General features: G+C 31.9%; 24 protein-coding genes. 9 read left to right on the top strand and 15 right to left on the bottom strand.

Annotated features, from left to right (window positions below; translation table 11 throughout):
- Positions 1 to 46: 46 nt before the first annotated feature.
- The 9 genes from GN138_RS00805 to GN138_RS00765 form a co-directional block, all read right to left on the bottom strand.
- On the bottom strand, positions 47 to 724 hold the full coding sequence (locus GN138_RS00805) for a metal-dependent hydrolase (protein WP_157361418.1): 678 nt from the start codon (positions 722 to 724) through the stop codon (positions 47 to 49).
- Positions 725 to 784: 60 nt separating this feature from the next.
- A complete protein-coding gene (locus GN138_RS00800) occupies positions 785 to 2,269 on the bottom strand; it encodes a hypothetical protein (protein ID WP_157361417.1) in 1,485 nt (494 codons plus the stop codon).
- Between the two features lie 28 nt (positions 2,270 to 2,297).
- Positions 2,298 to 3,203: a 1,4-dihydroxy-2-naphthoate octaprenyltransferase gene (menA, locus tag GN138_RS00795; protein WP_157361416.1), complete on the bottom strand. Its 906-nt coding sequence runs from the start codon at positions 3,201 to 3,203 to the stop codon at positions 2,298 to 2,300.
- 15 nt (positions 3,204 to 3,218) lie between these two features.
- Entirely contained in the window at positions 3,219 to 4,058 is an 840-nt protein-coding gene (locus tag GN138_RS00790; RefSeq protein ID WP_157361415.1) for a 1,4-dihydroxy-2-naphthoyl-CoA synthase, read from the bottom strand.
- A gap of 42 nt (positions 4,059 to 4,100) precedes the next feature.
- Positions 4,101 to 4,931, bottom strand: coding sequence for a CvfB family protein (locus GN138_RS00785; protein WP_157361414.1), 831 nt, complete (start codon positions 4,929 to 4,931; stop codon positions 4,101 to 4,103).
- 125 nt (positions 4,932 to 5,056) lie between these two features.
- Positions 5,057 to 5,398, bottom strand: coding sequence for a DUF2853 family protein (locus GN138_RS00780; RefSeq protein WP_157361413.1), 342 nt, complete (start codon positions 5,396 to 5,398; stop codon positions 5,057 to 5,059).
- A gap of 111 nt (positions 5,399 to 5,509) precedes the next feature.
- Complete coding sequence (menD, locus tag GN138_RS00775; protein WP_157361412.1) at positions 5,510 to 7,270, bottom strand: 2-succinyl-5-enolpyruvyl-6-hydroxy-3-cyclohexene-1-carboxylate synthase; 1,761 nt, start codon at positions 7,268 to 7,270, stop codon at positions 5,510 to 5,512.
- Positions 7,271 to 7,321: 51 nt separating this feature from the next.
- On the bottom strand, positions 7,322 to 8,440 hold the full coding sequence (locus GN138_RS00770; protein WP_157361411.1) for a chorismate-binding protein: 1,119 nt from the start codon (positions 8,438 to 8,440) through the stop codon (positions 7,322 to 7,324).
- A 7-nt stretch (positions 8,441 to 8,447) separates the two neighbouring features.
- Positions 8,448 to 8,870, bottom strand: coding sequence for a PaaI family thioesterase (locus GN138_RS00765; RefSeq protein WP_157361410.1), 423 nt, complete (start codon positions 8,868 to 8,870; stop codon positions 8,448 to 8,450).
- A gap of 49 nt (positions 8,871 to 8,919) precedes the next feature.
- Between GN138_RS00765 and GN138_RS00760 the strand changes: the two genes are divergently transcribed.
- Positions 8,920 to 9,564, top strand: coding sequence for an alpha/beta hydrolase (locus GN138_RS00760; RefSeq protein WP_157361409.1), 645 nt, complete (start codon positions 8,920 to 8,922; stop codon positions 9,562 to 9,564).
- Positions 9,565 to 9,652: 88 nt separating this feature from the next.
- On the opposite strand, the gene GN138_RS00755 is transcribed toward GN138_RS00760, so the two are convergent.
- Positions 9,653 to 9,973, bottom strand: coding sequence for a YtxH domain-containing protein (locus GN138_RS00755; protein WP_157361408.1), 321 nt, complete (start codon positions 9,971 to 9,973; stop codon positions 9,653 to 9,655).
- A 218-nt stretch (positions 9,974 to 10,191) separates the two neighbouring features.
- On the opposite strand from GN138_RS00755, the gene GN138_RS00750 reads away from it, so the two are divergent.
- Positions 10,192 to 10,551 carry a hypothetical protein gene (locus GN138_RS00750; protein ID WP_157361407.1) on the top strand — a complete coding sequence of 120 codons (360 nt, stop codon included), beginning with the start codon at positions 10,192 to 10,194 and terminating at the stop codon, positions 10,549 to 10,551.
- Positions 10,552 to 10,565: 14 nt separating this feature from the next.
- Here GN138_RS00750 and GN138_RS00745 read toward each other — a convergent pair whose 3' ends face one another.
- From GN138_RS00745 to GN138_RS00735, 3 genes are read right to left on the bottom strand one after another with little or no spacing between them, the layout of a single operon-like run.
- Positions 10,566 to 11,189, bottom strand: coding sequence for a YiiX/YebB-like N1pC/P60 family cysteine hydrolase (locus tag GN138_RS00745; RefSeq protein ID WP_157361406.1), 624 nt, complete (start codon positions 11,187 to 11,189; stop codon positions 10,566 to 10,568).
- Between the two features lie 2 nt (positions 11,190 to 11,191).
- On the bottom strand, positions 11,192 to 12,139 hold the full coding sequence (locus tag GN138_RS00740) for an NAD(P)H-dependent flavin oxidoreductase (protein ID WP_157361405.1): 948 nt from the start codon (positions 12,137 to 12,139) through the stop codon (positions 11,192 to 11,194).
- Positions 12,140 to 12,196: 57 nt separating this feature from the next.
- Positions 12,197 to 13,423, bottom strand: a complete 1,227-nt coding sequence (locus GN138_RS00735; protein ID WP_157361404.1) for a class I SAM-dependent rRNA methyltransferase — start codon at positions 13,421 to 13,423, stop codon at positions 12,197 to 12,199.
- Positions 13,424 to 13,551: 128 nt separating this feature from the next.
- Here GN138_RS00735 and GN138_RS00730 point away from each other — a divergent pair, with 128 nt between their 5' ends.
- The 3 genes from GN138_RS00730 (at position 13,552) to GN138_RS00720 (ending at position 16,081) form a co-directional block, all read left to right on the top strand.
- A complete protein-coding gene (locus tag GN138_RS00730; protein WP_157361403.1) occupies positions 13,552 to 13,914 on the top strand; it encodes an LbetaH domain-containing protein in 363 nt (120 codons plus the stop codon).
- 183 nt (positions 13,915 to 14,097) lie between these two features.
- Positions 14,098 to 14,763 carry a NeuD/PglB/VioB family sugar acetyltransferase gene (locus GN138_RS00725; protein ID WP_157361402.1) on the top strand — a complete coding sequence of 222 codons (666 nt, stop codon included), beginning with the start codon at positions 14,098 to 14,100 and terminating at the stop codon, positions 14,761 to 14,763.
- A gap of 10 nt (positions 14,764 to 14,773) precedes the next feature.
- Positions 14,774 to 16,081, top strand: a complete 1,308-nt coding sequence (locus GN138_RS00720) for a phenylacetate--CoA ligase family protein (protein ID WP_157361401.1) — start codon at positions 14,774 to 14,776, stop codon at positions 16,079 to 16,081.
- Here the strand turns inward: GN138_RS00720 and GN138_RS00715 are convergent.
- Together GN138_RS00715 and dnaK are read right to left on the bottom strand one after the other, a co-directional pair.
- Entirely contained in the window at positions 16,078 to 17,187 is a 1,110-nt protein-coding gene (locus tag GN138_RS00715; RefSeq protein WP_157361400.1) for a sugar-transfer associated ATP-grasp domain-containing protein, read from the bottom strand. The genes GN138_RS00720 and GN138_RS00715 overlap by 4 nt on opposite strands.
- A 235-nt stretch (positions 17,188 to 17,422) precedes the next feature.
- Positions 17,423 to 19,327, bottom strand: a complete 1,905-nt coding sequence (dnaK, locus tag GN138_RS00710; protein ID WP_157361399.1) for a molecular chaperone DnaK — start codon at positions 19,325 to 19,327, stop codon at positions 17,423 to 17,425.
- Between the two features lie 268 nt (positions 19,328 to 19,595).
- Between dnaK and GN138_RS00705 the strand changes: the two genes are divergently transcribed.
- From GN138_RS00705 to panB, 4 genes are all read left to right on the top strand, one after another.
- A complete protein-coding gene (locus tag GN138_RS00705) occupies positions 19,596 to 23,165 on the top strand; it encodes a choice-of-anchor I family protein (protein ID WP_157361398.1) in 3,570 nt (1,189 codons plus the stop codon).
- 164 nt (positions 23,166 to 23,329) lie between these two features.
- On the top strand, positions 23,330 to 23,812 hold the full coding sequence (locus tag GN138_RS00700) for a dihydrolipoamide dehydrogenase (RefSeq protein ID WP_157361397.1): 483 nt from the start codon (positions 23,330 to 23,332) through the stop codon (positions 23,810 to 23,812).
- A gap of 119 nt (positions 23,813 to 23,931) precedes the next feature.
- Complete coding sequence (locus tag GN138_RS00695; protein WP_157361396.1) at positions 23,932 to 25,356, top strand: L-serine ammonia-lyase; 1,425 nt, start codon at positions 23,932 to 23,934, stop codon at positions 25,354 to 25,356.
- Positions 25,357 to 25,631: 275 nt separating this feature from the next.
- The gene (gene panB / locus GN138_RS00690; RefSeq protein WP_157361395.1) at positions 25,632 to 26,450 is read left to right on the top strand and encodes a 3-methyl-2-oxobutanoate hydroxymethyltransferase; all 819 of its coding nucleotides are present in this window, start codon (positions 25,632 to 25,634) and stop codon (positions 26,448 to 26,450) included.
- Positions 26,451 to 26,455: the final 5 nt, after the last annotated feature.

Below are 26,455 nucleotides of genomic sequence, written 5' to 3'. Positions count from 1 at the left end.
AGTTTTGTATTAAAATTAAAGTTTTACCCATTTTATATCTCACTTTTTAAAGCTCTACGCTCTCACCTATTTCTAGTAACATTAAATCCTTATCCTTATCAAAGAATTTACGTTTAGCTTCTTCGTGGTTGATTTCAATATAACCAAAAGTATCAAAATGATAACCCAAAACTTTATCACATTCTACAAAATCACTGGCTAAAATAGCATCCTCAATTCCCATGGTAAAATTATCACCAATTGGTAAAATAGCTAAATCTAGTTTGGTCTGCATAGGAATTAACTTCATGTCCATTGTTAAAGCTGTATCACCAGCAATGTAAATGGTTTTGTGCTCACCTTCTATAATAAAACCTCCAGGTTGTCCGCCATAGCTACCATCTGGAAACGATGACGTGTGTATAGCGTTAACGTACGTTAATTTTCCGAAATCAAAATCCCAAGAACCACCATGATTCATAGGATGCCCTTCTAAATTTTTCTTTTGAAAATATTGAACAATTTCAAAGTTTGAAACAATAATAGCACCTGTGCGTTTGGCAATAGCTTCAACATCTAAAATATGATCTTGATGTGCATGCGTCACTAAAATATAATCTGCTTTTAAAGTATTAATATCAATATTTGAAGCCTTTTCATTTCCTGTTATAAAAGGATCTACTAAAATATAAGTATCCTTAATTTGAATGCCTAACGAGGCATGACCGTAAAATGTAATTTTCATATAAATAAATTTTAATATTTAAATACTAACAATTTAATCGTTTAATCATATAGAAATAAATTACTCTAATCTCATAAACTGTCTTTTCTTTCGCCCATCACTCATCATAATAAATATATCATTATTAAAAGTACCATAATATGGCAAATAGTATGTTTTACCTTTATTATCTTGAATTTTACTATAAATAACCTCTCTCGAATTATTATAGGTTATATCGTATAAAGAAGACGACTCAAACCAGCCTTGAGATACCTTAGTTCTACCATCCTTTTTTTCCAATAGGTTTTTTCCTGAATTAAGCAAAACATGAAGCTCATCATTTTTTAAGAATGCATTATAAGATGGTGCTGTTGCTCGTTTAAATATACTTCTTCCCCAATCTAAATTTCCAGAAGCACCAAACTTTAAGATTAAAATATCATTATAATGGTAGGTAGTTTGCCAATAACCTCCATTCATTCCATTAGAGATGTATGTTTGAGTTATATAAAACTCTTCTGCTAAAATGTACGTGTTACCCGCGGAATCTTCAAGAATATAATCTATATAAAAACTACTTAACTCTTTACCTTCTTTTTTGGTGCCACGTTTATCTCCAAATAAGTCTTCGTAAACATCTAATGGCAACTCATAATTTTTTTTACTAGCAATAGCAAAATTTTCAGAATCTATTATAAAATTACAACCTCCTTTTATATTACCTGAACGTTTCTCGGAATAAAAACCTAATAAATGTAGTTGATCTTTAATAGTAGAAATATTTAAGCTTTTTATATGCTGATTTTCTAGAGACACTAATAATTCTTCGTTACTATTTTCACTAACCTTATTAAGAATAAAGTCGTAATTAGCTTCTCCCTTTTTCTTTTCTCGTTTACCTTCTTTATAGAGTTTACCGAGTACAAATACTTCAGCATTATTAGATACAGAAATATCGTTATGATTAAAATACTTTTCTTTATGCTTTTGATAGCTTTTTGTGTACAATAACTCTAAAGTATTGGCATCGAAAACACGAATTGCATAATCATTAACATCTTTAAAAATATTATCTGTTGCTATTGCTAGGTACTTTCCATTTGGAGAGATATCAAAACTAGTCTGCCTATCATTTCTATTAAAAAACAATCTTCGCTTTTTGGCTACAGTGACTTCAAATAAATTCTTTTTAGTATGCTCACCAGTTTTAACATTAAAAATATGACAATAAACTATACGCTCTTTAGCCTTTGGAGAATAAACCGTAAAAACTTTAATTTCATCACCAAATACAACTTCTCCAACATACACTTCTTTTTTATTACTTTCTACTAAGGCACTGTGTAATTTATTTAGGTCTTTATCAAAAACATCAAACAAATAATCTTGTTTGCTTTCTCTCACAACTCCTGTTTGATTATTATTTGTATAAATTGTTAACAAATTTACCGCTTTTACTTTATCCTTAAACTCTTCACTTTCAACAACCTTCAATGTTGTTTTTTGAGCAAAAGAAAATAACGTAGTAATTAATAATATTACTATTAAAACAGATTTTTTCATAAAATCACTTTTATATTAAAAGTGAAATTTAATACAAAATATAACCAACACCTAATAAAATTGAATAGAGAAATGTAGATAATGCAACAACTTTTAACTGACTATCAAAATCGCTTGCAGAATGTGCGACTTTTACATTTTTAACGTGAATGATTAACGGAATAAATGCTATTAAATATAAAAAGTTATAAGGCTCAACATAATAAAGGATTGAAAAAACTGCCGTTAAAAGCATAGCTCCTATAATTAAAAAATAATGATAGTTTTTGGCACGTGTTAATCCTAATTTAACAGCAAGTGTAATTTTATTAGCTTTCTCATCGGATTCGATATCTCGCATATTATTTAAATTAAGTACTGCTACACTTAAAAAACCTAAAGCAATTGCAGGTAAAACAACAACGTGGTTAATAGTATGCATGTACAAAACATAACTGCCAATTGTGCTTACCAATCCAAAAAACACAAATACAAAAACATCACCTAAAGCTCTATAACCATAAGGCGAATCACCCATGGTGTATTTTAATGCTGCGTACACTGATAAGCCTCCTAAAATGAAAAATAAAAAGATATATAGAAAATTTGAAGCTCCAAAGGCTACCCAAATTAACGTAACTATTAATATAATAGAGATAACAATGTTTAAACGTATAGCTTCAAACATCTGAATAGGTGTAATTAATCCGCTCTGCAAAGCACGTTCTGGACCAACACGATCTTCGTTATCTGTACCCTTTACACCATCGCCATAATCATTGGCCAAATTAGACAAAATTTGTAAGCTAATGGTTGTTAAAAGCGCTAAAACAAAAACTAATAGGTTAAATTTTCCATTATAATAAGCAAAACTACTGCCTAAAATAATGCCAGATACCGACAGCGGAAGTGTTCTTAAGCGCATGGCAGAAAGCCACGGTTTAATATTGTTCATTACAGTTTCTTATGATTAAGGAATCCATTTTTTAGGAAAGTTAGGCTTTCTTTTCTCTAAGAAAGCATCACGACCTTCTTTAGCTTCGTCTGTCATGTAAGCTAAACGTGTTGCTTCACCTGCAAATACTTGCTGACCAACCATACCATCATCTGTAAGATTCATAGCAAATTTTAGCATTTTTATAGATGTTGGTGATTTAGCCAATATCTCTTGAGCCCACTCATAAGCGGTCGCTTCTAATTTGTCATGAGGAATAACAGCATTTACCATTCCCATCTCGTAAGCCTCTTGTGCAGAATAATTTCGACCTAAAAAGAATATTTCTCTTGCTTTTTTCTGCCCAACCATTTTGGCTAAGTAAGCAGAGCCGTAACCACCATCAAAACTAGTAACATCAGCATCAGTTTGTTTAAATATTGCGTGTTCTTTACTCGCTAATGTTAAATCACAAACCACATGTAAACTATGTCCGCCACCAACTGCCCAACCAGGTACAACTGCAATAACAGCTTTTGGCATAAAACGAATAAGCCGTTGTACTTCTAAAATATTTAAACGATGATAACCATCTTCACCAACATAGCCTTGGTGACCTCTGGCCTTTTGGTCTCCTCCAGAACAAAAACTCCAAATTCCATCTTTAGTAGAAGGACCTTCTGCACTTAAAAGTACCACACCAATATCTACATCTTCATTAGCATCATAAAATGCATCATATAACTCTGATGTTGTTTTAGGTCTAAACGCATTTCTTATATCTGGTCTATTAAACGCAATTCTTGCAACACCATTGCATTTTGTGTAAGTTATATCTTCATAAGATTTGGCAATTTTCCAATCTATTTCACTCATATTTAAATATTTTAAACGTAAAAGTAAGTATTAATTTTATATCTATTTTAGATGAATTCCGTCGTCTTTTATTTCAATTTGACGTTCTTTATAAAGGGAACCAATAGCTTTTTTAAAGCTTTTTTTACTCATTTGAAGTTGATGCTTTATGTCTTCGGGATTAGATTTATCATGAAGCGGAATAAATCCACCGTTATCATGCAATTCATTTAAAATAAATTCTGCATTAGGTTCAATATTTCTGTAACCTATTTGATTTAAAGAAATATCCAACTTATTATCTGGTCTTACCTTTTTAACAATCCCTTTTAACCTATCTCCTACGCTAATATCTTTGTAAATATCATCGTTAAAAATTAAGCCTAAATGTGTTTTGTTTACAATAACATTCATCCCTAAATCTGATGGATGAGACACTATTAAGTCTACTTCATCAAACTGAGCTACGGTTAATTCTTTGTTATCTAAAAACTGATTGGTTTTACTTGATGCTACCAAACGCTCGGATTCTTCATCTAAATAACAATAGACTAAATACCATCCGCCGGCTTTCATTTTAAAAGCTTGTTCTCTAAACGGACAAAATAACTCTTTAACTAAACCCCAATCTAAAAAAGCACCATAATCAGTCACTTGGTTGCATCTTAATAATGCAAAATCGCCTTTTTTAATATAAGGTTGATCTGTAGTTGCAACAGGTCTTTCTTCATTATCTAAATAAACAAAAACTTCAATAGTATCGCCTATTTCAAATTCTGTTGGCACATATCGATTTGGCAAAAGTACTTCACCATCTTCGTTATCCCCTAAAAATAATCCTGGCTCAGTGTCTCTTAAAATTTCTAATGTATTGTATTCACCTAATTTTATCATGCCACAAAGGTATTGATATTTTAAATGAATGTGGAAAAAGATTTAATTGTAACTCAAAATAATTTACATAAAAAAAGCGCTGTAATAATAAAATTACAGCGCTTTTTTTATAATTTAAAATCTAATTAAGAATAAATAGACTCTTTACCGAAATGCTTACATAATAAGTAATAAACAACAGCTCTATACTTAGTTCTGTTAGACTTACCATAAGTTTCAATTACTGAAGCGATAGCATCGTCTAATGCATCTCCTTCACTTAATCCTAATTTTTTGATCAAATAATTGTTTTTAACCGTAGCTAACTCTTTAGCATCTGAACCAGAAACAGTTGAAGAATCTGCGTTGTAAATAGAAGGCCCTAAACCAATAGTTACTTTAGTTAATAAATCCATATCTGGAGTAACACCACATTTATCTTTTAAATCTGCTGCGTACTTTACGATTAAGTCATCTCTTTTACTCATTTTTATTATCTGTTTTTTAGTTAATTAATAACGTTTCCCCTAAAGGTAGTTATTTTTTAGAAACAGATAAAATGAAAAAGTCACATTTTTTATTCATCATAAAATATTTAATTACTTAATAAACTTAAAATAGCTTAAAAGTATCTTATCATTACTACGAGATGGTGTAAAAATTTCTAACAATTTTGGCTGTTGAGATTCTTTGTAAAAGTCAATTAAATGTTCTTCTAAATGATTTTGATTATCAGCTCGATAATACAAAAAGCCAAACATATTGCACAATTGTTCTGCGGTTAAATGATGCTTGGTTTCAAAATAAGTATCAAAATTATCTGTGTTTTTATTTCCTGGTAAAATTCTAAAAATTCCACCACCTTCATTATTAATAACTATAATTCTAAAATTGTTAGGTATGTAATTATTCCAAAGTGCATTGCTATCGTAAAAAAAGCTTAAATCTCCAGTTATCAATATAGTTTGCTTTTCTTTACCAACGGCTGCTCCAATAGCTGTACTTGTACTACCATCTATACCGCTTGTTCCTCTATTGCAAAAGACTTCTATGCTTTTTGGTACTTTAAATAATTGCATATATCTAATAGCAGAGCTGTTACCAACTTGCAATAAACTAGATTTAGGAATACTTTTTATAATGGAATTAAACACTGTAAAGTCTGAAAATGGCAACCCTTTTAAGTAGATATCATGTTGCAGTCTTCGTTTTTGCCTTACCGCTAACCAAGTAGCCTTATAAGTACTTTTTGTGTGATGTGTTACTTGTGGTAAAAAAGATGCTAAAAACGTGTTTGGAAGCAGTTTAATATGTTTGTCTAAACAAAAGAAAGTGTCGTTTGCTTTGCTTAAACCAACGTGCCAATGATGTTCTGGCTTATAGGTTCTTAAAAATGCTTTTATTTTTTTAGAAACAATTAATCCTCCAAATGTTAACAACACCTCTGGTTGTAATGCTTTAAAATCAACGTCTTCTAAAGGCGCTATCATTTTATCTATGCCAGGAAAAAAATCTTTATGGTTAAGATTAGATGTGGTTTCTGTAAAAACAATGATACTATCATCATCTGCTATTTCTTGTACCCATTGTTCTTCTATAGAATTGGGTTGCATTACACCAACCAATATCATTTTTCGTTTTGCATTATGCCAAACATCAATTAAGCTCTTTATCTCAAAGGCATCTACTTTATCTGTTCTATTCTGAATTTTAAAAGGCTTTGGATTAATTGATAATTCATTGGTAGTTTCATACAAAGGTTCATCAAATGGAATATTTATATGAACCGGTCCTAAACTTAATTTTGAAACGGTTAAGGCATCATGTATTTCAGATTCATTATAAGATTGAATGTCTTTTTGAAGCCCTAAAAAACGTTCTAATTTATTCTCTAAATTTTTAAATATTGGTAATTCATTATCAGGTGTTCCGTTTTCAGAATCCTTTAAATCTAGTTTTAAATTGGCGTTATATAAAACATGTTCTCCAAAGACATTTTTTTGTTTTATGGTTTGTCCATCTCCAATATCTATTAAATGTTTTGGCCTGTCTGCAGATAAAACCACTAACGGTATATTACTGTAAAATGCTTCTGCTATTGCAGGATAATAGTTTAAAAGTGCACTACCAGATGTACATACCACAGCAACTGGATCTTGTAATTGCTGTGCAATTCCCAATGCAAAAAAAGCCGCACAACGTTCGTCTACTATGCTATAACACTTAAAAAAATCATCGTGCGTAAAACCTATATTTAAAGGCGCATTTCTGCTTCCAGGTGATATAACGATATGCTTTATATGATGCGTTTTACATAAGGTTGTAACGGTTTGTGCTAATGGAATTTTTGAATATATCATAAAATCAATGTTCTGATATTATAGTATCTCGAACTTTATTTTTTTGTTTTTCTAATTTAAAACCGAACCAATAGTTCGGGTTTTATTAACAGTCTCTTCCCATTCTTTTTCAGGATTAGAGTCTTTGGTAATTCCGCCACCAACATAAATTTGTGCTGTATTATTAACCAATTGCATGCAACGCAAATTAACGTAAAAATTAGACTTTGTTTTCACCACAGCATAGGCGTTATTTTCAACATTTCGCCTATTGGTATTTCTAGTCGTAGATTCCTTCAAATTAAGTTCACCTAAAAAACCAGTGTAAAAATCGCGATTATAATTTTCTTTTTCAAGTATAAAATCTTTGGCATTAGCTTTTGGAAATCCACACACTGCTGGTGTAGGATGCAAAGCTTCTAATATTGATTTTAAATCTGAATCATCCTTAATTAAACTTGTGATTTTAGTTTTAAGATGCAATAAACTACCTGCTCTTATTGTATCAACTTCAGATACATTTATCTGCTTGGTGTATGGTTGAATTTGAGCTTTAATATAATTGGTTACAATTTGCTGTTCTTCAATTTCTTTGGGTGTCCAGGTTGGTTTAGAAACACGTCTATAAGATTGTGTTCCTGCTAATGAAATAGTAGTGAGCTGCTTGCCTTCTACCTTTAATAATAACTCTGGTGTTGCACCAATCCATAAACCTACTTTTGGGTGATACCAACAATAAACCATTGCATTTTTATAACGATTGAATAAACGCTTAAATATAGAAATAGGATTAGCATCTTGAAGCGATTTTGATACAAATCGAGACAATACCACTTTTTCTAAATCACCATTTTCTATACTTTTTATACCTTTTGACACTAAATCTATGTGCTGAATTTTATCTAATTGGTCTTCAATAATATCAATAGAATCTATCTGGTCTGTTTCTAAAGCGTCTATCTCAATTTCAGAAATCAAACATGCTTCTTTTGGAAATAAGACGCTTTTGTCCTCTAAGTTGAATGGTGAAAATACAAAACCACTTTCGGTAAATGAATCCGTTTTATGCAAAACAGTATCATTTTGCAACCAACATTTTATTTTAGAATTAATAGGTCTACTATAAACTACAAAAGGTAATTGCTTAGTATAATGTGCTTCTAAAGTTTCAAAAAATGAATCTTCGGTCATTCGTTTTTTATTTTTTTGGAAGAGAAATGGTTGACAAACGGCAAACTGAAATTAAATTATCGGCTTCATCTGTAACTTTAATATCTAATAATTGTGTAGTTCTTCCTTTGTGTAAAAAAGTTGCTTTTGCATAAATATAACCTTCGCTAACACTTTTAAGGTGGTTAGCAGTAATTTCTAATCCACGAATAAAAAACTTTTCGGTATCTATAAATACATGCGATGCAAAACTACCTACACTTTCGGCTAAAGCTGCCGTTGCGCCTCCATGCAATACACCATCTGGCTGATGTACTTTGGGTGTTACAGGCATTCTTGCGGTTAAAAAATCGTCTCCAAAATCCACAATCTCAATACTTAAAGTTTCCATTAACGTATTCTTACTTGCAGCATTAGCTTTTGCCAACATGTCTTCTTTAGATAGTTGCATAGAATTAGTTTATTTTTATACTTCAAAGATAAAGAAACCACCTTGAATAATGAATTCGCAAGAGAAAGAAATCACATATAACACCAGTAACTCCTACTCCACTTTAAACCAGTTAACACAGCAAACTAAAACTGTATGGTTAGTTTGCCATGGCATGGGATATTTAAGTCGTTACTTCTTAAGATATTTTAAAGCCTTAAATGCTGAAGAGAATTATATTATTGGGCCACAAGCACCAAGCAAATACTATATTCAACCAAAAATGCATGTTGGTGCTAATTGGTTAACAAGAGACAATACGGAAGCCGGAATGCAAAATATTTTGAATTATTTTGATGCCGTTTTAGAAGCAGAAAACATTCCTGAAAATGTAAATCTTATCATTTTTGGATATTCTCAAGGTGTTAGTGTCGCTATGCGTTATTTGGCGAAACGACAATTAAAATGTAGTCAGTTGGTGTTACATTCTGGCGGAATACCAAAAGAACTCACACCTAAAGATTTTGAGTTTTTATCTGAAGATACTCAGGTAAAACTAATTTATGGAACGGAAGATGAATATTTAGATAAGGATAGAATTACAATAGAAACTGAACGTGCAGAATCACTTTTTGGAAATCGATTAACTGTACTTCCGTTTGAAGGTAAACATGTTGTCAATGTTGGTTTTATTAATGATTTACTGCCTTCATAAGATTATGGTAGAATATTTTAAAAAAAATGTATTGAAAAACTTAATTCTAAAGCTTCTCAATACATTTTTATTTATGTTTATTATAGAATCAACTCGTCTTTTGTAACGTTTTATTCTTCTCTTTAAGAATTGCTAATTGCTTTTCTATAAACGTAATGGCTTGTTCGGTTTTATAGCTAGATTTAGACGTGAACTCTTCCATATCTTTTAAGAATTTTTCTTTACCAGATGCAACTGCTTTAGATAAATCGTCTTTTACTTCCGTTAAATCACTAGACAGTTGGTCTTTTATATCTTTACCTTCTTTTTTAAGTTTATCTCTGGTAACGCTTCCTTTTTCTGGTGCTAATAAAACACCTGCTGCTGCACCTAATAATACACCTAATACTACTGCTCCTTTATTAATCATAACTTCTTTTTCTTTTTAATTAAACTTGTTCTACTTTATACGTCGCAGAACTTTCTGTTTTGTTACAAACAAATTTAATGCCAAGGATTTATGAACTTAAAAAGACTAATTAAATTACATAAACTTACCATTTAACGGTTAAATTCTTATCCAATCGGAAATAAGTAATGTTGAAATAATAAAATAATACTTTGCTAAACCAATCTAAATTAACCGAAATGAAAATTCTACTTACTATCATAACATTATTCATAATTTCAACAAGTAATGCACAGCTAATGGCAGAAGACGACCAATTACACTTCGCAGTTGGCGCAACAATATCTGCTACTTCATATGCACTAATTTATTCGAAAACAAAAAACTCTAAAAAAGCATTTTGGTATAGTTTAGGTCTGTCTACTTTGGCTGGTTTGTCTAAAGAAATTTATGATGGCTACATTATAAGTGGAAAATTTGATTCAGATGAAGCTGCATATACAGTTCTTGGCGGCTTTGTAGCGAGTTATACGTTTAATATTTTTACAAGACAAAAGAAAAAACCAGAACTACAAGATGAAGAACTACCTGAGAACTAACGCTATGTTTAGAATCATTTAATTTTTCTAATGAACATTAAATTGTCATTATTAGCCATCCCATTAGGGTTGCAACCAGGTTTACCTTCAGGAATTTCAATACCTAAGTTTTCATAATGTGTAATCCAACCACTATGAAATTGATGTGTTTCAGCATTTTTAAACGTCATAGGTTCTAATTTAAAAATAGAATCTGCCTTAAATAGCTCATAAATATACTCCGAACAATAATACCCTTCATCTTCTAAAATATAGGTGCTGTTATAAGAATTACCTAAAAGAGATTTAGCTTTAACTAATGCGGTTTCTATTTGCTTATCTTCTAAGGTTTTTATTCGATATAAATCCACAGTATAACCTATAGAATCTTTTGCAGTAATAAAAGCTTCTAAAGGTTCTCTAATAACGCCCTTTCCTAAATCTGAGTGATAAACAAAAACATCACCATTGCTTACCTCGCAAATCCCAATATGTGAGTAATTTGTAGATTTTGAAGTTTGTGTAACTTCATTTATAGCTTGAGATAAATCACTATGTGCATTTCCTCTAAAAATAATATCACCAGACTTTATTTTTAGTGAATCGGTACTACAAGAAATACATAAAACAACTAATAAAATAGACACAATCGGCTTCAAATCTAGCTTATTAATTTGTTTACAATGTCTTTAACAGGAAGAATAGCATTAGTGTGCTCAATACTTGGGCCTGCAACCCAAACCGTCTTATATGTGGCTTTTTTTGCAGCTTTTTCTGTAGCTTTCATCCCTATAGAAAACCGTATCATTTTAACCCATTTCTTAAGACTCTTATTCTTATTTAAAAGGTTTTCTATCCAAGTTGCTTTTGTTCCAATTTTTTGAACGTATGGTGTATTTATTACTGTACAAGGTGTACCAGAAATTCGTTCTGTCATTACAATATCTTTAGCACCATAATCTACACAAGCCTGTTTGTATTCTTCCGTAACACCTGATTCAATAGATGCAATAAACGGACTCCCAACAGAAACACCTTCTGCACCATAATTCAGCATTTTGTCTATATCTGCTTTACAACCAACTCCACCAGCAGAAATTACTGGTATACTCAATTCTGAACTTAAAAGAGTGGTTAGTTCTTGTGGTGAAAGGTTACCTCTATGTCCACCAGCTTCATTATTTACAGCAATAGCTGCATCGGCACCTAACTGTTCTACTTTTTTGGCAAAGCGTAAATCTGTAACATCACAAATTACTTTAATACCAACGGCATGTGCCTGTCTAATGGTTTCTTCTGGACTACCTAAGGAGGTAATTATAAAATCGCATCCTTCTTCGCAAATGGCTTCTAATTGCGCTTTGTATTTAATATTAGATTTATTAACTATTAAATTAAAACCAAATGAACCACCTTCTACTTTTGCTGCTTTTAATGCCTTAATTGCAGCTCTTAATTCTTCAATTGTTCTGTAATTTAATGCTGGTATACAGCCTGCAATACCACTTTTCATAGCTTCTGTGACCATAGCCACATTAGAGACTAAAAACATTGGTGCTTGAATTATTGGATATTTAGTATTTAGTAATTGTGTTAATTTGGTTTGCATTGTAGAGATATTTTTAAACAAATATAGTATAATTTTTATTATGCGTGCATAATAGTTTTATTCTAAAAACCGATAATATCCGCATTTTAAATATGCTCCTTCTGCAAAACTGACAGGATGGTCACTGTCGTGTTTTGTCTTTAATTCTATTTCAAATAATCTATGCTGAGCATTTAAAACTCTATTGTTTAAGTCAAAAAAAGACTGAGCAGTTACTCTAGAAGAACATGATGCAAGAACGAGCATACCATTTTTAGACGTAAGCATAATACCAAGTTCAGCTAATTGGGCATATTTCTTTTTAGCTAAATCCACTTCAGATTGCTGTTTAGCGAAACTTGGTGGATCAATGACAACTACATCATACCTTTTTCCTTTCTCAATTAATAACTTCATTTCTTCAAACGCATCTCCAGAAATGGTTTTATGTTGACCAGAATATTTATTTAATTTCCCATTAGCCCTTGCCATATCTAAAGCTTGTTTGCTTATGTCTAAACTTGTGACTTCAGATGCATCATTAGCCAAAGCATGTACTGAAAATCCGCCTGCATAAGAAAACACATCTAACACCTTTTTTCCTTTGCTAAGCTCTCCTACTCGTTTTCTATTGGCTCTATGATCTAAAAAATAGCCTGTTTTATGACCTTTTATAACATTTGCTGAAAAATTAACATTATGCTCAACAAATTCTACAACTTCATTTTTAAGGATTCCAAATATTACCTCACCATCTTTTAAAGTATGATTTTTACTATTTTGTAAACCCCTACTTAGGCGCATAACAATAGTTTCAGCTTTAGAAGTTTGCTGCAAGCTTTCTAAAATAGCTTGTAAATAAGGTAACCAAATTTCAGAATATAATTTAACGACTAATACCGTATTATAAACATCTGCAATTAAGCCTGGAAATCCATCATTCTCTCCAAACAGCAACCGATAACTATTAGTGTTTGTTCTCAGTAAATCTTTACGTTTATTATAGGCTAATTCTATTTTATGATGAAAAAAATCAGCATCAATCTTTACTTTAGTTTCGGCATTATGAATGATTTTAATTCTAATTGGCGAATTACCATCATATAAACCCAAGCCAATAACCTTATTTTTATTTTTACTAAATATTATAGCTAAATCTCCTGTTTTTGCATTATCAGTAATCTTAACTATACTATTAGAAAACACCCAAGGATGTCCTTTAACCACAAATTGTTCGCCTTTAGCACTAAGCTTTACAGCCAAATTTTTAGTTTCGGGTGTATTAAAGTTGATATTAAATTTCATAAGTATTCTTGGCAATTTTTTGAGTTTTCTAATATAAAACGTACAAAATTAACTTTATAATTTTAGCAATTTGGTAATTTGTAGGATAAAATATACAGTTTGACTACCAAAGGATTTTAAAACTTTTAATGGTAATATATTTGAGCGATAACCCGAACCTATCATTGATCGCAGGTACAATAGTTAATGTACATACAAAGATTGGAAAATTATGTATTTTAAATACGAAATCTTCTCTAGATCACGATTCTGAAATGGCTGACTTTTCTAGCCTAGCTCCTAGTGTTAACGTTAGTGGCAATGTAAAAATTGGCGAATGTTCTTCAATTTGTCTTGGCGCTTCTATTATACAAAATTTAAGTATTGGTTGTCATACAGTTGTAGGTGCTGGTTCTTTAGTTTTAAAATCTATCGGTAATTATAAGCAAGCCTTTGGTAGCCCAATTGACACTGTAAAGAGCCGAAAAGCAAATGCTGTTTATTTACAATAAACCCTTGTAATACCATTAAAACAAATTGTATTTATAGATTTAATTTAAAAACATCGTAATCAAAATTTACTAAATTAATCTGTTTCCGTTGTAATAGCCAAATTTAAAATTCATATGCTTATATTTGTTTGTAAGAACCAACTCTATCAATGGCAATTGTTGCCATAACCTCTTTGCAAACTGATGAAAAACATTTTAATTTATGGCGCTTCTGGTCATGCAAAAATGATTGTAGATGTTATTAAAAAAAATAATAGCCATAATATTATGGGATTTATTGACACTTACAAGCCTTTAGGTTACCAATTAAGTAATTATAAAGTTATTGGTCATAGAGAACATCTAAAACAACTCTCTATAGATTTAAATATTGAAGGAATAATCATAGCTATTGGAGATAATTTTACAAGACAAAAAGTTTCTGATAATATAAGACGTATTTTGCCTAATATTCAATTTGAAACTGTGGTACATCCAACTGCTACTTTAGCTGGTGATATTATTATTGAAGAAGGTTCTGTAATTATGGCTAAAGCGGTTATAAATGCTGGTGCCAAAGTCGGAAAATTTTGCATCATTAACACAGCATCCACGCTTGGACATGATTCCGTTATGGCAGATTATTCTAGCTTAGCATCTGGTGTTACTATTGCTGGCACTGTTAAGATTGGTTTTTGTTCTGCAATATGTTTACGCTCCATTATAATACAAAATGTTGAAATTGGTAACAATACAGTTATTGGTGCAGGATCATTAGTTTTACAATCCATAGGCGACTTAAAATTAGCTTATGGAAATCCCGTAAAAATTATAAAAGACAGAAAAGTAGATTCAAAATATTTAAGTTAAAATTAATGAGATGCTATTGAATTTTGCGAGACATAAATTCTTCTGGTTTTTAGATGGTTTAAAAGGAAGTAAAATTAAAAATCAACTTATTGAAATTAAACTTGGTGTTGAGCAACCTAATTCTACACAAGCTCAACAATTAAAAGATAAATATATACAACAGTTGCTTAGTCATGCTGTTGCCTCTACATCATTTTACAAAACGTATACAGATTATACTGAACTTTCTAATTTTCCTGTGATTAGAAAAACAATTATTCAAGATAATTTTGAAGCGTTTCAGTCTAGAATATTTAAAAATGAAAATAACTTTAAAGTTTCAACTAGCGGATCTACAGGTGTTCCGTTTTTCTTATTTCAAAACAAAAATAAACGTCATAGAAACCATGCAGATGCTGTATATTTTTATAATCAATCTAATTTTAAAATAGGAAATAGACTATACGAACTAGAGGTTTGGAGAGACCATAATAAAAAAGGGAAATTTAAATCTTGGATACAAAATATTGTTCAATTTGATATTTCTAGATTAACAGATCAAAGAATTATTACCTTTTTCAAACTTCTAAAAAACAATAAACAGTCTAAAACTATACTCGGTTTTGCCTCTGCACTAGAAATGATTGCGCAGTATCTAGAAAGGCATAATCTATTGTTTAAAGATTTAAAAATCAACTCGATTATAGCAAATTCCGAATATTTAAATTCTTACACAAAAACCACTCTAGGTAAGCACCTTAATACAACTATTTTATCTCGATATTCTAGTGAGGAAATTGGAATTATTGCTCAGCAAACTTTATATAATCCAGATAAATTTATAATCAATCATGCGAGTTACCAAGTAGAATTATTGAATTTAGAAAATGATTTGCCAGCAAAACAAGGTGAGCTAGGTAGAATTGTAGTTACAGATTTATTTAACTACGCCATGCCAATTATTAGATACGATACAGGCGATATTGCTAAACTTGAAAAAGATAGTAACGGTATAACCTATTTTACTCAAATTGAAGGTAGAAAAATGGACCTCATCTATGACACAAAAGGCAACTTACTCTCCTCTTTTGTAGTTTATACTAAATTTTATAAATATTATAGCTTACTTAAACAGTATCAATTTATACAACAAGATGCTAAAGAATATGAAGTTAAATTAAACCTTCAGGAGTCCACCTTTCCTTTTGAAAACCAATTAATAGCTGATATTAAACTAGATTTTGGTGAAGATGCAGTTGTACATATTACTTATGTAGATGAAATACCAGCTTTATCATCTGGAAAAAGAAGAAAAGTGATTAATAATTATAATGGTTAGTTTTTTGATTTTAATGCTATTTTTAATATTTCATCTGTAAAATCACCAAACAAAGGTCCATTTGTAATTTGATGTAAATCTACATCTTGATAATACGTATTATATTCAATAAAAATTGGCGAATTATCTTTGTCTATACCAATATCCCAAGATATAAATTTAAAATATGGAACTTTGGGATGCATGGCCTTAACCATGTTTAAAACCTCAACGTAATTAGGAATTTGAAAGCCTTTAAAAGCAACATTGGTATGCGATGCTGTATAAACTTTACCATCTTTAGAATACCCTTTATCTTTTAGCTTTCCGTTTTTGTCAATACCACAAACTATGCCTCCTCCAGAAAAATTATCGGTATGGCTGCCTTGCTGACCTATTCTCAGTACAGCAGACAAAACATGTGTACCGTCCTCTTTAAGATACGTCATTAATCTCAGCGTATTAAGAGACGAAGGGTTTAAAGACGCTAATGCCTCGCTTTGTTGCACACTTTCTTGAACAATAAAGTCCTTTTTGTAATACATAAACAATTCTAACAAAGTAAAATTTTTAAAGGACGTTATATTGTTGTCAACAGTAAACGTCTCTACCATTGTTCCGTTTCCAGAATCAATTGTTGGTTTAATAACCAGTGATATATCATTAGATTTACAAGTTTCTAATGCCATTTTCTCAGATACAATAGCACCATTTATATAATAGAATCCATTTATGTTTTGCACAACACATTTAGGCTGATGTATATTTTTAAATAAATTATAAGATAAGTTTTTATCTAATAATGCAGGCCATTGCCGCATTTGATTAAATTTTGGTGAAATAATAGCACAGAACACATCTTCTGGTATATAATTAGTATAAAACTCACCATTAATACTTTTATAATATTGATGCCAATAGGTATTAGAAATTTTACAGCCTTTGGATTTAAAATAAGCCCTTGTTTCTTCTATTTCTTTAGAATCTAACTTGGGTGTCCTGTTACTTTTAAGGGTTATTTTAATTGATTTCCTGGTATTCATCTTTAAATTAAATGCCACTAAGCGTTTCTTGGCATCTAGAATATGCTGTGTAAATAGATGTTTAAGAGAATGGTAAATAGGCATCAATTAGAAGTTTAGTACAAACTTAAGATTTCATTTTATAGAAACTTAAAATTAATTTGATAAATTAAAAATAAAAAACGCAATCAAATTAATGATTGCGTTTTCTAAAATTACACTGCTGCTCTGGCCACTAAGCTAATTCCCCTTTAATAAATTGTCATTGGAGAATAAAGAGTTTTAAGCCATGATACACAGATTATATTTATGAGATTCCTGCATTTGCAAGAATAACAAGTTATTTCACCTCTTCAAAATCTACATCTTCCACATCGCTAGAATCGTCAGCTGGTTGTTCAGCTCCTGCTTCTGGTCCGCCTGCAGCTCCACCTTGCGCTTCTGCTTGTGCTTTGTACATTTCTTCGCTTGCTACTTTCCATGCTTCATTGATTTTCTCTAAAGCTGGTTCAATAACTGCGATATCTTTTGTTTCGTATGCTTTTTTCAATTCTTCAAGTGCATCTTCAATTGGCTTTTTCTTATCATCAGATAATTTATCACCAAATTCTTTTAATTGACTTTCAGTTTGAAAAATCATAGAATCTGCTTCATTTAATTTTTTAGCATTTTCTGCTGCTTTAGCATCTGCTTCTGCATTTGCTTCTGCATCTGCTTTCATTTTCTGAATTTCCTCTTCTGTTAATCCAGATGATGCTTCAATTCTTATATCTTGAGATTTTCCTGTGGCTTTATCAGTTGCAGAAACTTTAATAATACCGTTAGCATCAATATCAAACGTTACTTCAATTTGAGGTGTACCACGTCTTGCTGGTGGAATACCATCTAAGTGAAAACGACCAATAGTTTTATTATCTGCCGCCATTGAACGCTCACCTTGTAATACGTGAATCTCTACTGATGGCTGATTATCTGCTGCTGTTGAGAATACTTGCGATTTCTTGGTAGGTATTGTAGTGTTAGCTTCAATTAACTTAGTCATTACATTACCCATAGTTTCAATACCAAGAGATAATGGTGTTACATCTAATAAAAGAACGTCTTTTACATCACCTGTTAATACTCCTCCTTGGATACCTGCACCTAAAGATACTACCTCATCTGGGTTTACACCTTTACTTGGTGCTTTTCCGAAGAAAGATTCTACAGCTGCTTGTACAGCAGGTATACGTGTAGAACCACCTACTAAGATAATTTCATCGATATCTGATTTTGATAATCCTGCTGCTTTTAATGCCGATTCACATGGCTCAATAGTACGCTTAATTAAATCGTCAATTAACTGCTCAAATTTAGAGCGTGTTAATGTACGTACTAAGTGCTTTGGTCCACTAGCAGTAGCAGTAACGTATGGTAAATTAATTTCTGTTTGTGCAGAAGACGATAATTCGATTTTTGCTTTTTCAGCAGCTTCTTTTAAACGTTGTAATGCCATTGGGTCTTTACGTAAGTCCATATCTTCATCCTTAATGAACTCTTCCGCTAACCAATCGATAATTCTTTCATCAACATCATCACCACCTAAGTGTGTATCACCATCTGTAGATAATACTTCAAATACTCCATCTCCTAATTCTAAGATAGAAACATCATGTGTACCTCCTCCAAAATCAAATACTACGATTTTTTGGTCCGTACCTTTTTTGTCCATACCGTAAGCTAAAGCAGCAGCAGTAGGCTCGTTAATAATTCTACGAACTTTTAAACCAGCAATCTCACCAGCTTCTTTTGTTGCTTGTCTTTGTGCATCATTAAAATATGCTGGTACTGTAATTACAGCTTCAGACACATCTTGACCTAAATAATCTTCAGCAGTTTTCTTCATTTTTTGAAGAATCATTGCTGATAATTCTTGAGGTGTATATAAACGACCATCGATATCTACTCTTGGTGTATCGTTGTCACCTTTCACTACTTTATAAGGTACGCGTTCTGCTTCATTTTTAGACTCAGAATACTTATTACCCATAAAACGTTTAATAGAATAAACTGTTTTTGTTGGGTTAGTAACCGCTTGTCTTTTTGCAGGATCTCCTACTTTAATTTCACCACCTTCTACGAAAGCGATAACTGAAGGTGTTGTTCTCTTACCTTCAGCGTTTGGGATTACAACCGGCTCATTACCTTCCATTACAGAAACACAAGAGTTGGTTGTACCTAAATCAATTCCAATAATTTTACTCATAATTATATTTGTTATTAGTTTTCCGCTTCCACGGAAAGTATCGTATTTTATTTTTTAACTCGATTAGTATTAGTCAATGATTATGCCATGACAAAAAATATGACATGATGTCACTTTAACTAATTGTTATGAGAATTAATCATTAAACCATCAATAGTAAACTTTTGCTTAACATTCTTTAAAATTTGTTCATTCTTAAATAATATTTAGTATATAGTGAAGCAACGTTTGGTTAATAATTTCACGCAATTAAAAACAACCAAACATTATGAAATACTTTTTACAATTTTTTACCTTATTTATCTCATGCATAGCAAGTGCTCAGCTAAACACTGGCGATTTAGCTTTTACAGCATTTAATGCAGATGGAGACGACGATTTTGCGTTAGTAACATTTGTAGATATTCCTGCAAATTCTGTTATTTATTTTTCTGACAAGGAATGGGAAGGCTCTCAATTTAATTCTGGAGAAGCTAATTACGAATGGAATACAGGTGCAACCATTATACCTGCTGGAACTGTAATGACATTTTACGCCATTAGCGCAACGCCAAACGTGTCTCATGGAACTATAGTTGGCTCTCCTGGAGGAATTTCTGCATCTGCAGAGGCTATTTTTGTTTATCTTGGTACTGACATTGATACACCAACAACCTTTATTACCGCTGTGGCAAATGCCTCATCTGCTTATGATGATGGTGCAGGAACTGGTTTAACAGGAACCGGATTAACAGAAGGTTCTACTGCTATAACTTATCCTAGCGGAACTGATATAGCTGCATACAATGGTCCCAGAACTGGCTTTACTGCAAATGGGTACTTAGTCGCTTTAAATGACATGTCTAATTACGATATGCAAGATGCAAGTGGCGATCAAAGTATTGACTCTATTGAGCCAGATGTTCCTTTTGATACTACAATGTTCACTATTTCAACATCTGACACAAATCCTCCAAGTGTTGCTAATGCCGTTTCAACAGCACAAACTACAGTTGAAGTCACATTTACAGAAGCGGTAACACAAACAAGTGCTGAAATGTTAAGTAATTATACCTTTAGTCCATCTTTAACGGTAAATTCTGTTGTATATAATAATAGTACACTTACGGCAACAATAACACATTCTGGATTCATTGAAGGCACTGCGTATACTTTAACAGTTAATGGATTAGAAGACACCTCCAGTAATACTCAAACGGTACCTTATGTTAGCGATAACCTATTTTACAATGCCTTAACATCTGGTTTAATAATTACTGAAATTATGTATAATGCACCTTCTGATGATTCTAATGCTCTAGAATTTTTAGAAATCTATAATAATAGTGCGTCTTCAATTAATCTTGGAGGAATTACAGTTAATGATGAAGGTAATTTTGTTTACACTTTTCCTGAAATGACATTGGCAGCTGGAGCTATAGTTTTACTTGCTACAGATAAGACAACTGCAGATGCTTTTTATGGTGTTACATTTTTAGATATGCCACAAGCTATATCTAATGCTCTAGGTAATGGAGGTGAATTATTAGAAATTAAAAATACTTCTAATAGTGTAATTAGTCAGGTAGAATATAGTGATGATGCACCATGGCCAACAACTGCTGATGGTGATGGTCCTTCGTTAGAGTTACTAAATCCTAATGAAAACTTCACTGATGGCACTAATTGGACACCCTCTACCAATCTAGTTGGTCAATCTATTGGAGAAGATGTTTTTGCTTCGCCAGGATCATATACTCCTATTACTTCTGTTACACCTCAAATCAGTTTTTCAGAAAGCACCTATAGTTTAAATGAAGATGAAACTTCTATTAATATTTCAATTGAATTATCTTCTGCTACAAGTCAAATGGTATCTGTAGATGTAAATCTAATTACAGAATTATTAACAGCAACTGAGATTGATGATTTTAGCTTTACAAATGAAACTATAAATTTTCCTGCAAATTCTACAGAACCTATTAACATCTCAATACCTGTAGTAGATGATGCCATAGCAGAAATGGATGAACTATTTATTTTAGAACTTTCAAATCCTACAAATGCAACACTTAGTGAAAATTATAACACTGGAGTTTACATCATAGATAATGATACTAATACACCTATTGCAACAGATATTTTAGGCATAGAATATGTAACTAGTTATTTAGTAGATGGCAACGGTTCTGCAGAAATTGTTGCACACGACCCAGTTTCTCAGCGTTTATTTGTTTTAAACTCAACAGGACAGAAATTAGAAATAATAGATTTTTCTGATATCAATGCCATTACAACTATAAGTTCTATAGATTTATCTACTTATGGTGACCCAACAAGCGTGGCATATTATAATGGTATTGTGGCATTAGGAATCTCTAAAGGACCTTTAGAAGATGGTATTGTTGTATTTACAGATATAGATGGCGCTAATCAAAATTCTGTTGTAGCAGGTAACTTACCAGATATGGTTGGGTTTACTCCAGATGGCACAAAACTACTTGTAGCTAATGAAGGACAACCAAATGACGATTATTCTGTGGATCCAGAAGGTAGTATTTCTGTTATTGATATTACAGGAGGCCTAGGGAATATTGTTCAAGCCAATGTAACGCATATTAACTTTAATAATTTCGATTCTCAATTAGCATCTCTTCTAGCTGATGATGTAAGAATATTTGGCCCTGGAGCAACAGTTTCTCAAGATTTAGAGCCAGAATTTATTACCTTTTCTAATGATTCTCAAACTGCATACGTATCTCTTCAAGAAAACAATGCTTTAGGTGTTATAGATTTAACTACAAACACCATTACATCTATCATTCCTTTAGGGTTAAAAGACCACAATTTAGCTGGTAACACTTTAGATGCTTCAGACGATTCTGACTTTATTTTCTTAGCCAATTGGCCAATAAAAGGTATGTACATGCCAGATGCTATTGCCTCTTATGAGGTTGCAGGTACAACCTACATTGTTACAGCTAACGAAGGTGATGCCAGAGAATACAGTACCTATGCAGAAGAAGAACGTGTAAGTGATTTAAACTTAGACACAACCGTTTTTCCTGATGCAGCATATTTACAATCCGATTTCAATCTAGGAAGACTAACGGTAACATCTGCCAATGGTGATATTGATAACGATGGCGATTTTGATGAAATCCATGTTTTTGGATCTCGTTCTTTTAGTATATGGAATGCCTCTACAGGAAATTTGGTTTATGACAGTGCAGATGATTTTGAACGTATAACCTCTATAGACCCAACTTATGGCTCATTATTTAACGCTAGCAACAGTAATAATAACTTTAAAAACCGTAGTGATAATAAAGGTCCAGAGCCAGAAGGTGTAACAATTACAGAAATTAATGGCGAATTTTATGCCTTTATTACTTTAGAGCGTGTCGGTGGATTTATGACCTATAATATTACTGACCCAAACAATCCTATTTTTGAAAAATATATCAATAATAGAGACCTAGGTGATAATGAAGGCGGAGATTTAGGACCAGAAGGTATTATATACGTCACGCCTGAAAATAGTCCAAATGACACTGGGTTAGTAATTATGGCAAACGAAGTAAGTTCTACTCTAAGTTTCTATAAACTTAACGCAACAGCATTAAGTACTGATGAATTTACAAGTAATTCCGAAACATTAAAAATGTATCCTAACCCATCTAAATCAAATCAGACTATATATTTTAATAAAGCTGTTTCTTTTTCTCTATTTGATATTCAAGGTCGCGAAATATTAACAAAAGAACACACCATGAATTTACAACTGCCTAGTTTAATAGCTGGCACTTATGTTTTAAAAACTAAAAGTGGAGAGCGCATTAAACTAATTATTAACTAAATTTCAATTATATTAGTATTTAGAACACCTTCATTTGAAGGTGTTTTTTTATTTATTAGCTCTAATTAGTATAACAAAATACTTAAATCTTAATTTTTTCTAAAAAAGGCATACTGTTTGATAAGAATAAACAATACATTAGTAATTAATTAAATATATTCATCATGAAAAAAATTGCCTTTTTATTATTTACGTTTACTTTATTATTTACCGCTTGCGAAGGTGACCAAGGACCTCCTGGTTTAGATGGTGTTAATTTTGTTGGACAATCCTTTGAAAGAACCATTAGTTTTTCGGCGCCAGATTATCAGCAAAGCATTGAAATTCCATTAGATATAGACTTATATGAGTCTGACATGGTCCTAGTATATCACCTTATTGATGTAATAGACGGTTATGATGTATGGAAATCCTTACCCGAAACGGTTTATATAAATGCCGGAGAAGAATTTCAATATAATTATGAACATAACTTTGATTTTGTAACAATCTTTATTGAATCTCACCCTACTTTTGATTACAGTTTATTATTAGATGAAGAAAGAATAAATCAAACATTTAGAATTGTAGTATTACCCGTAGATTTTATATCTAGTAATAATATTGATGTTAACAATTATTCTGATGTAATGCAATACGTAGAATAATACTTTTAATAAAATATATCACTTATAAAACAGCTTTAGTTTAAAAACCAAAGCTGTTTTTTTTATGCCTTTCAACTTAAACAAAATGTATATTTGCGCACAACAAAATTGTTAATGCAATGGAAAGTATTTCTGTTTTTGATATGTTAAAAATTGGCGTAGGACCATCGAGTTCTCATACCCTTGGACCTTGGAGAGCTGCAGAACGTTGGATTAAAGAACTGAAAGACAAAAAACGTTTTGATAAGGTTGAAAAAATCACGGTAGACCTCTACGGTTCTTTATCTTTAACAGGTAAAGGCCATGCCACAGATTTCGCTGTAATTTTAGGGTTAACAGGAGCCGACCCAGAACGTATACCTGTACAAAACATTAATTCTATTGTTAATGAAGTAAAATCAACCAACAGCTTACCATTTAATAACGAAAAATCAATACCTTTTAGTTTTAAAGACAATATAGTTTTTAATAGAAAGTTTCTACCTTTTCACTCTAATGGAATGGTTTTTACTGCACAAATTAACGGCAGAAATTATAAATCTACCTACTACTCTATTGGTGGTGGATTTGTTGTACAAGAAGAACGAAAAGTTGCTAAGGCTAATAAAATAATATTCTATTGTACATTTCCATATCCAATTGCCTATGGCGATGAGTTACTAAAATACTGTCATCAACTAAACCTTCCTATATCTGGAGTTGTACTAGAAAATGAAAAATCAATAAGAGACGAAAACTCAATTGATTTTGAATTAAAACGCGTTTGGCATACTATGTTAGAATGTATGTACGTTGGTTGCCATACAGAAGGAAATTTACCAGGAGGTTTAAATGTAAGAAGACGTGCTTATGATATGCACAAAAATCTTATTGGTAATGCTAACTATAATAACCCACAAGAATGGTTAGAAAGCATAAGAACAACCGAAGTTAAATTTCGTCAAATTTTAAAATGGGTAAGTTGTTTTGCTTTAGCGGTTAATGAAGTTAACGCTTCTCTAGGTCGTGTGGTAACAGCGCCAACTAACGGAAGCGCAGGTGTTATTCCGGCAGTATTAATGTATTATATGGTTATTGAAAATCATGAAGCCAATTTTAATCACGTTAAAAAATTCTTATTAGTGGCTGGCGAAATTGGCAGCATCTTTAAAAAAGGTGCAACAATTAGTGCTGCAATGGGTGGCTGCCAGGCCGAAATTGGTGTATCTTCTGCAATGGCTGCTGGTGCATTAACCGAATTATTAGGCGGAACTCCAGAGCAAGTTTTAGTTGCTGCTGAAATTGCTATGGAACATCATTTAGGTTTAACCTGCGACCCAATTGGTGGTTTAGTACAAATTCCTTGTATTGAACGTAATTCTATGGGAGCAATTAAAGCCATTAATGCCGCAGAATTAGCCTTAGACACAGACCCAAAAAACGTTAAAGTTCCTTTAGATAAAGTTGTAAACACCATGTGGGAAACAGCCAAAGATATGAATACCAAATATAAGGAAACTTCTGAAGGTGGTTTGGCAGTTGGAGTTCATTTGACGGATTGTTAAATAAGTCCATCCTTACCTTACAAAAAGGAAGGGACTCTTACTCAAATCAATTATAAAAAACAAGGTATATTAAACCTACTGCTAGAAATCCATATAAACTTTCTCAAAGTGAAGACATCTTAATCAAATAGAAAAAAATTTAATTAACGCCTATTATTTGCACCTAACGTTTTGCACGGAAGACAGAAAACAAATCTAATCCCATAATTATCTAGTCTATTCACTGAAAACTTAACAAATCTCTTTATTTTTACAATCAATAAATAAACATAACAATGTCAACAGCAAAAAAAGAATATAAAAGAATTACGGTAAAAAGTCTTGTAGATATGAAGTCTAGAGGCGAAAAAATATCAATGCTTACCGCTTACGATTATACCATGGCAAAAATAGTAGATGGCGCAGGTATAGATGTTATTTTAGTTGGCGATTCTGCTAGTAATGTTATGGCTGGCCACGAGACTACACTGCCTATCACTTTAGACCAAATGATTTACCATGCCTCTTCTGTTGTAAGAGCAATTGACAGAAGTTTAGTTGTTGTAGATTTACCTTTTGGAAGTTACCAAAGCGACCCAAAAGAAGCCTTACGTTCTGCCATTAGAATAATGAAAGAATCCGGAGGACATGCCGTTAAAATGGAAGGTGGTAAAGAAGTTAAAGATTCTATTAAACGAATACTTAATGCCGGAATCCCAGTAATGGGACACTTGGGCTTAACACCTCAATCTATCTATAAATTTGGAACATACACAGTAAGAGCTAAAGAAGAGCAGGAAGCAAAACAATTAAAAGAAGATGCTTTAATGCTAGAAAAAGCAGGTTGTTTTGGGATAGTTTTAGAAAAAATTCCTGCAAAATTAGCGCAAGAAGTTGCTGAAAGCGTTTCTATACCTGTAATTGGTATTGGAGCAGGTAATGGAGTTGACGGACAAGTTTTGGTTTTACATGATATGCTGGGTATGACACATGAGTTTAACCCAAGATTTTTGCGTCGTTATATGAACCTTTATGAAGAAATGACAACAGCTATTAGTCAATATGCTGAGGATGTAAAATCTGTAGATTTCCCAAGTGATAAGGAGCAATATTAAATAAA

It is taken from the genome of Winogradskyella endarachnes (assembly GCF_009741275.1).
Lineage (GTDB): Bacteria > Bacteroidota > Bacteroidia > Flavobacteriales > Flavobacteriaceae > Winogradskyella > Winogradskyella endarachnes.
Note: the sequence above shows the minus strand (reverse complement) of the source record. Positions and strands in the feature narration are given on the sequence as shown.

Excerpts from the sequence above, each read along its gene's own strand:
- GN138_RS00805 (WP_157361418.1), bottom strand. The coding sequence starts at position 724 with ATGAAAATTACATTTTACGGTCATGCCTCGTTAGGCATTCAAATTAAG.
- GN138_RS00800 (WP_157361417.1), bottom strand. The coding sequence starts at position 2,269 with ATGAAAAAATCTGTTTTAATAGTAATATTATTAATTACTACGTTATTT.
- menA (WP_157361416.1), bottom strand. The coding sequence starts at position 3,203 with ATGAACAATATTAAACCGTGGCTTTCTGCCATGCGCTTAAGAACACTT.
- GN138_RS00790 (WP_157361415.1), bottom strand. The coding sequence starts at position 4,058 with ATGAGTGAAATAGATTGGAAAATTGCCAAATCTTATGAAGATATAACT.
- GN138_RS00785 (WP_157361414.1), bottom strand. The coding sequence starts at position 4,931 with ATGATAAAATTAGGTGAATACAATACATTAGAAATTTTAAGAGACACT.
- GN138_RS00780 (WP_157361413.1), bottom strand. The coding sequence starts at position 5,398 with ATGAGTAAAAGAGATGACTTAATCGTAAAGTACGCAGCAGATTTAAAA.
- menD (WP_157361412.1), bottom strand. The coding sequence starts at position 7,270 with ATGATATATTCAAAAATTCCATTAGCACAAACCGTTACAACCTTATGT.
- GN138_RS00770 (WP_157361411.1), bottom strand. The coding sequence starts at position 8,440 with ATGACCGAAGATTCATTTTTTGAAACTTTAGAAGCACATTATACTAAG.
- GN138_RS00765 (WP_157361410.1), bottom strand. The coding sequence starts at position 8,870 with ATGCAACTATCTAAAGAAGACATGTTGGCAAAAGCTAATGCTGCAAGT.
- GN138_RS00760 (WP_157361409.1), top strand. The coding sequence starts at position 8,920 with ATGAATTCGCAAGAGAAAGAAATCACATATAACACCAGTAACTCCTAC.
- GN138_RS00755 (WP_157361408.1), bottom strand. The coding sequence starts at position 9,973 with ATGATTAATAAAGGAGCAGTAGTATTAGGTGTATTATTAGGTGCAGCA.
- GN138_RS00750 (WP_157361407.1), top strand. The coding sequence starts at position 10,192 with ATGAAAATTCTACTTACTATCATAACATTATTCATAATTTCAACAAGT.
- GN138_RS00740 (WP_157361405.1), bottom strand. The coding sequence starts at position 12,139 with ATGCAAACCAAATTAACACAATTACTAAATACTAAATATCCAATAATT.
- GN138_RS00735 (WP_157361404.1), bottom strand. The coding sequence starts at position 13,423 with ATGAAATTTAATATCAACTTTAATACACCCGAAACTAAAAATTTGGCT.
- GN138_RS00730 (WP_157361403.1), top strand. The coding sequence starts at position 13,552 with ATGGTAATATATTTGAGCGATAACCCGAACCTATCATTGATCGCAGGT.
- GN138_RS00725 (WP_157361402.1), top strand. The coding sequence starts at position 14,098 with ATGAAAAACATTTTAATTTATGGCGCTTCTGGTCATGCAAAAATGATT.
- GN138_RS00720 (WP_157361401.1), top strand. The coding sequence starts at position 14,774 with ATGCTATTGAATTTTGCGAGACATAAATTCTTCTGGTTTTTAGATGGT.
- GN138_RS00715 (WP_157361400.1), bottom strand. The coding sequence starts at position 17,187 with ATGCCTATTTACCATTCTCTTAAACATCTATTTACACAGCATATTCTA.
- dnaK (WP_157361399.1), bottom strand. The coding sequence starts at position 19,327 with ATGAGTAAAATTATTGGAATTGATTTAGGTACAACCAACTCTTGTGTT.
- GN138_RS00705 (WP_157361398.1), top strand. The coding sequence starts at position 19,596 with ATGAAATACTTTTTACAATTTTTTACCTTATTTATCTCATGCATAGCA.
- GN138_RS00700 (WP_157361397.1), top strand. The coding sequence starts at position 23,330 with ATGAAAAAAATTGCCTTTTTATTATTTACGTTTACTTTATTATTTACC.
- GN138_RS00695 (WP_157361396.1), top strand. The coding sequence starts at position 23,932 with ATGGAAAGTATTTCTGTTTTTGATATGTTAAAAATTGGCGTAGGACCA.
- panB (WP_157361395.1), top strand. The coding sequence starts at position 25,632 with ATGTCAACAGCAAAAAAAGAATATAAAAGAATTACGGTAAAAAGTCTT.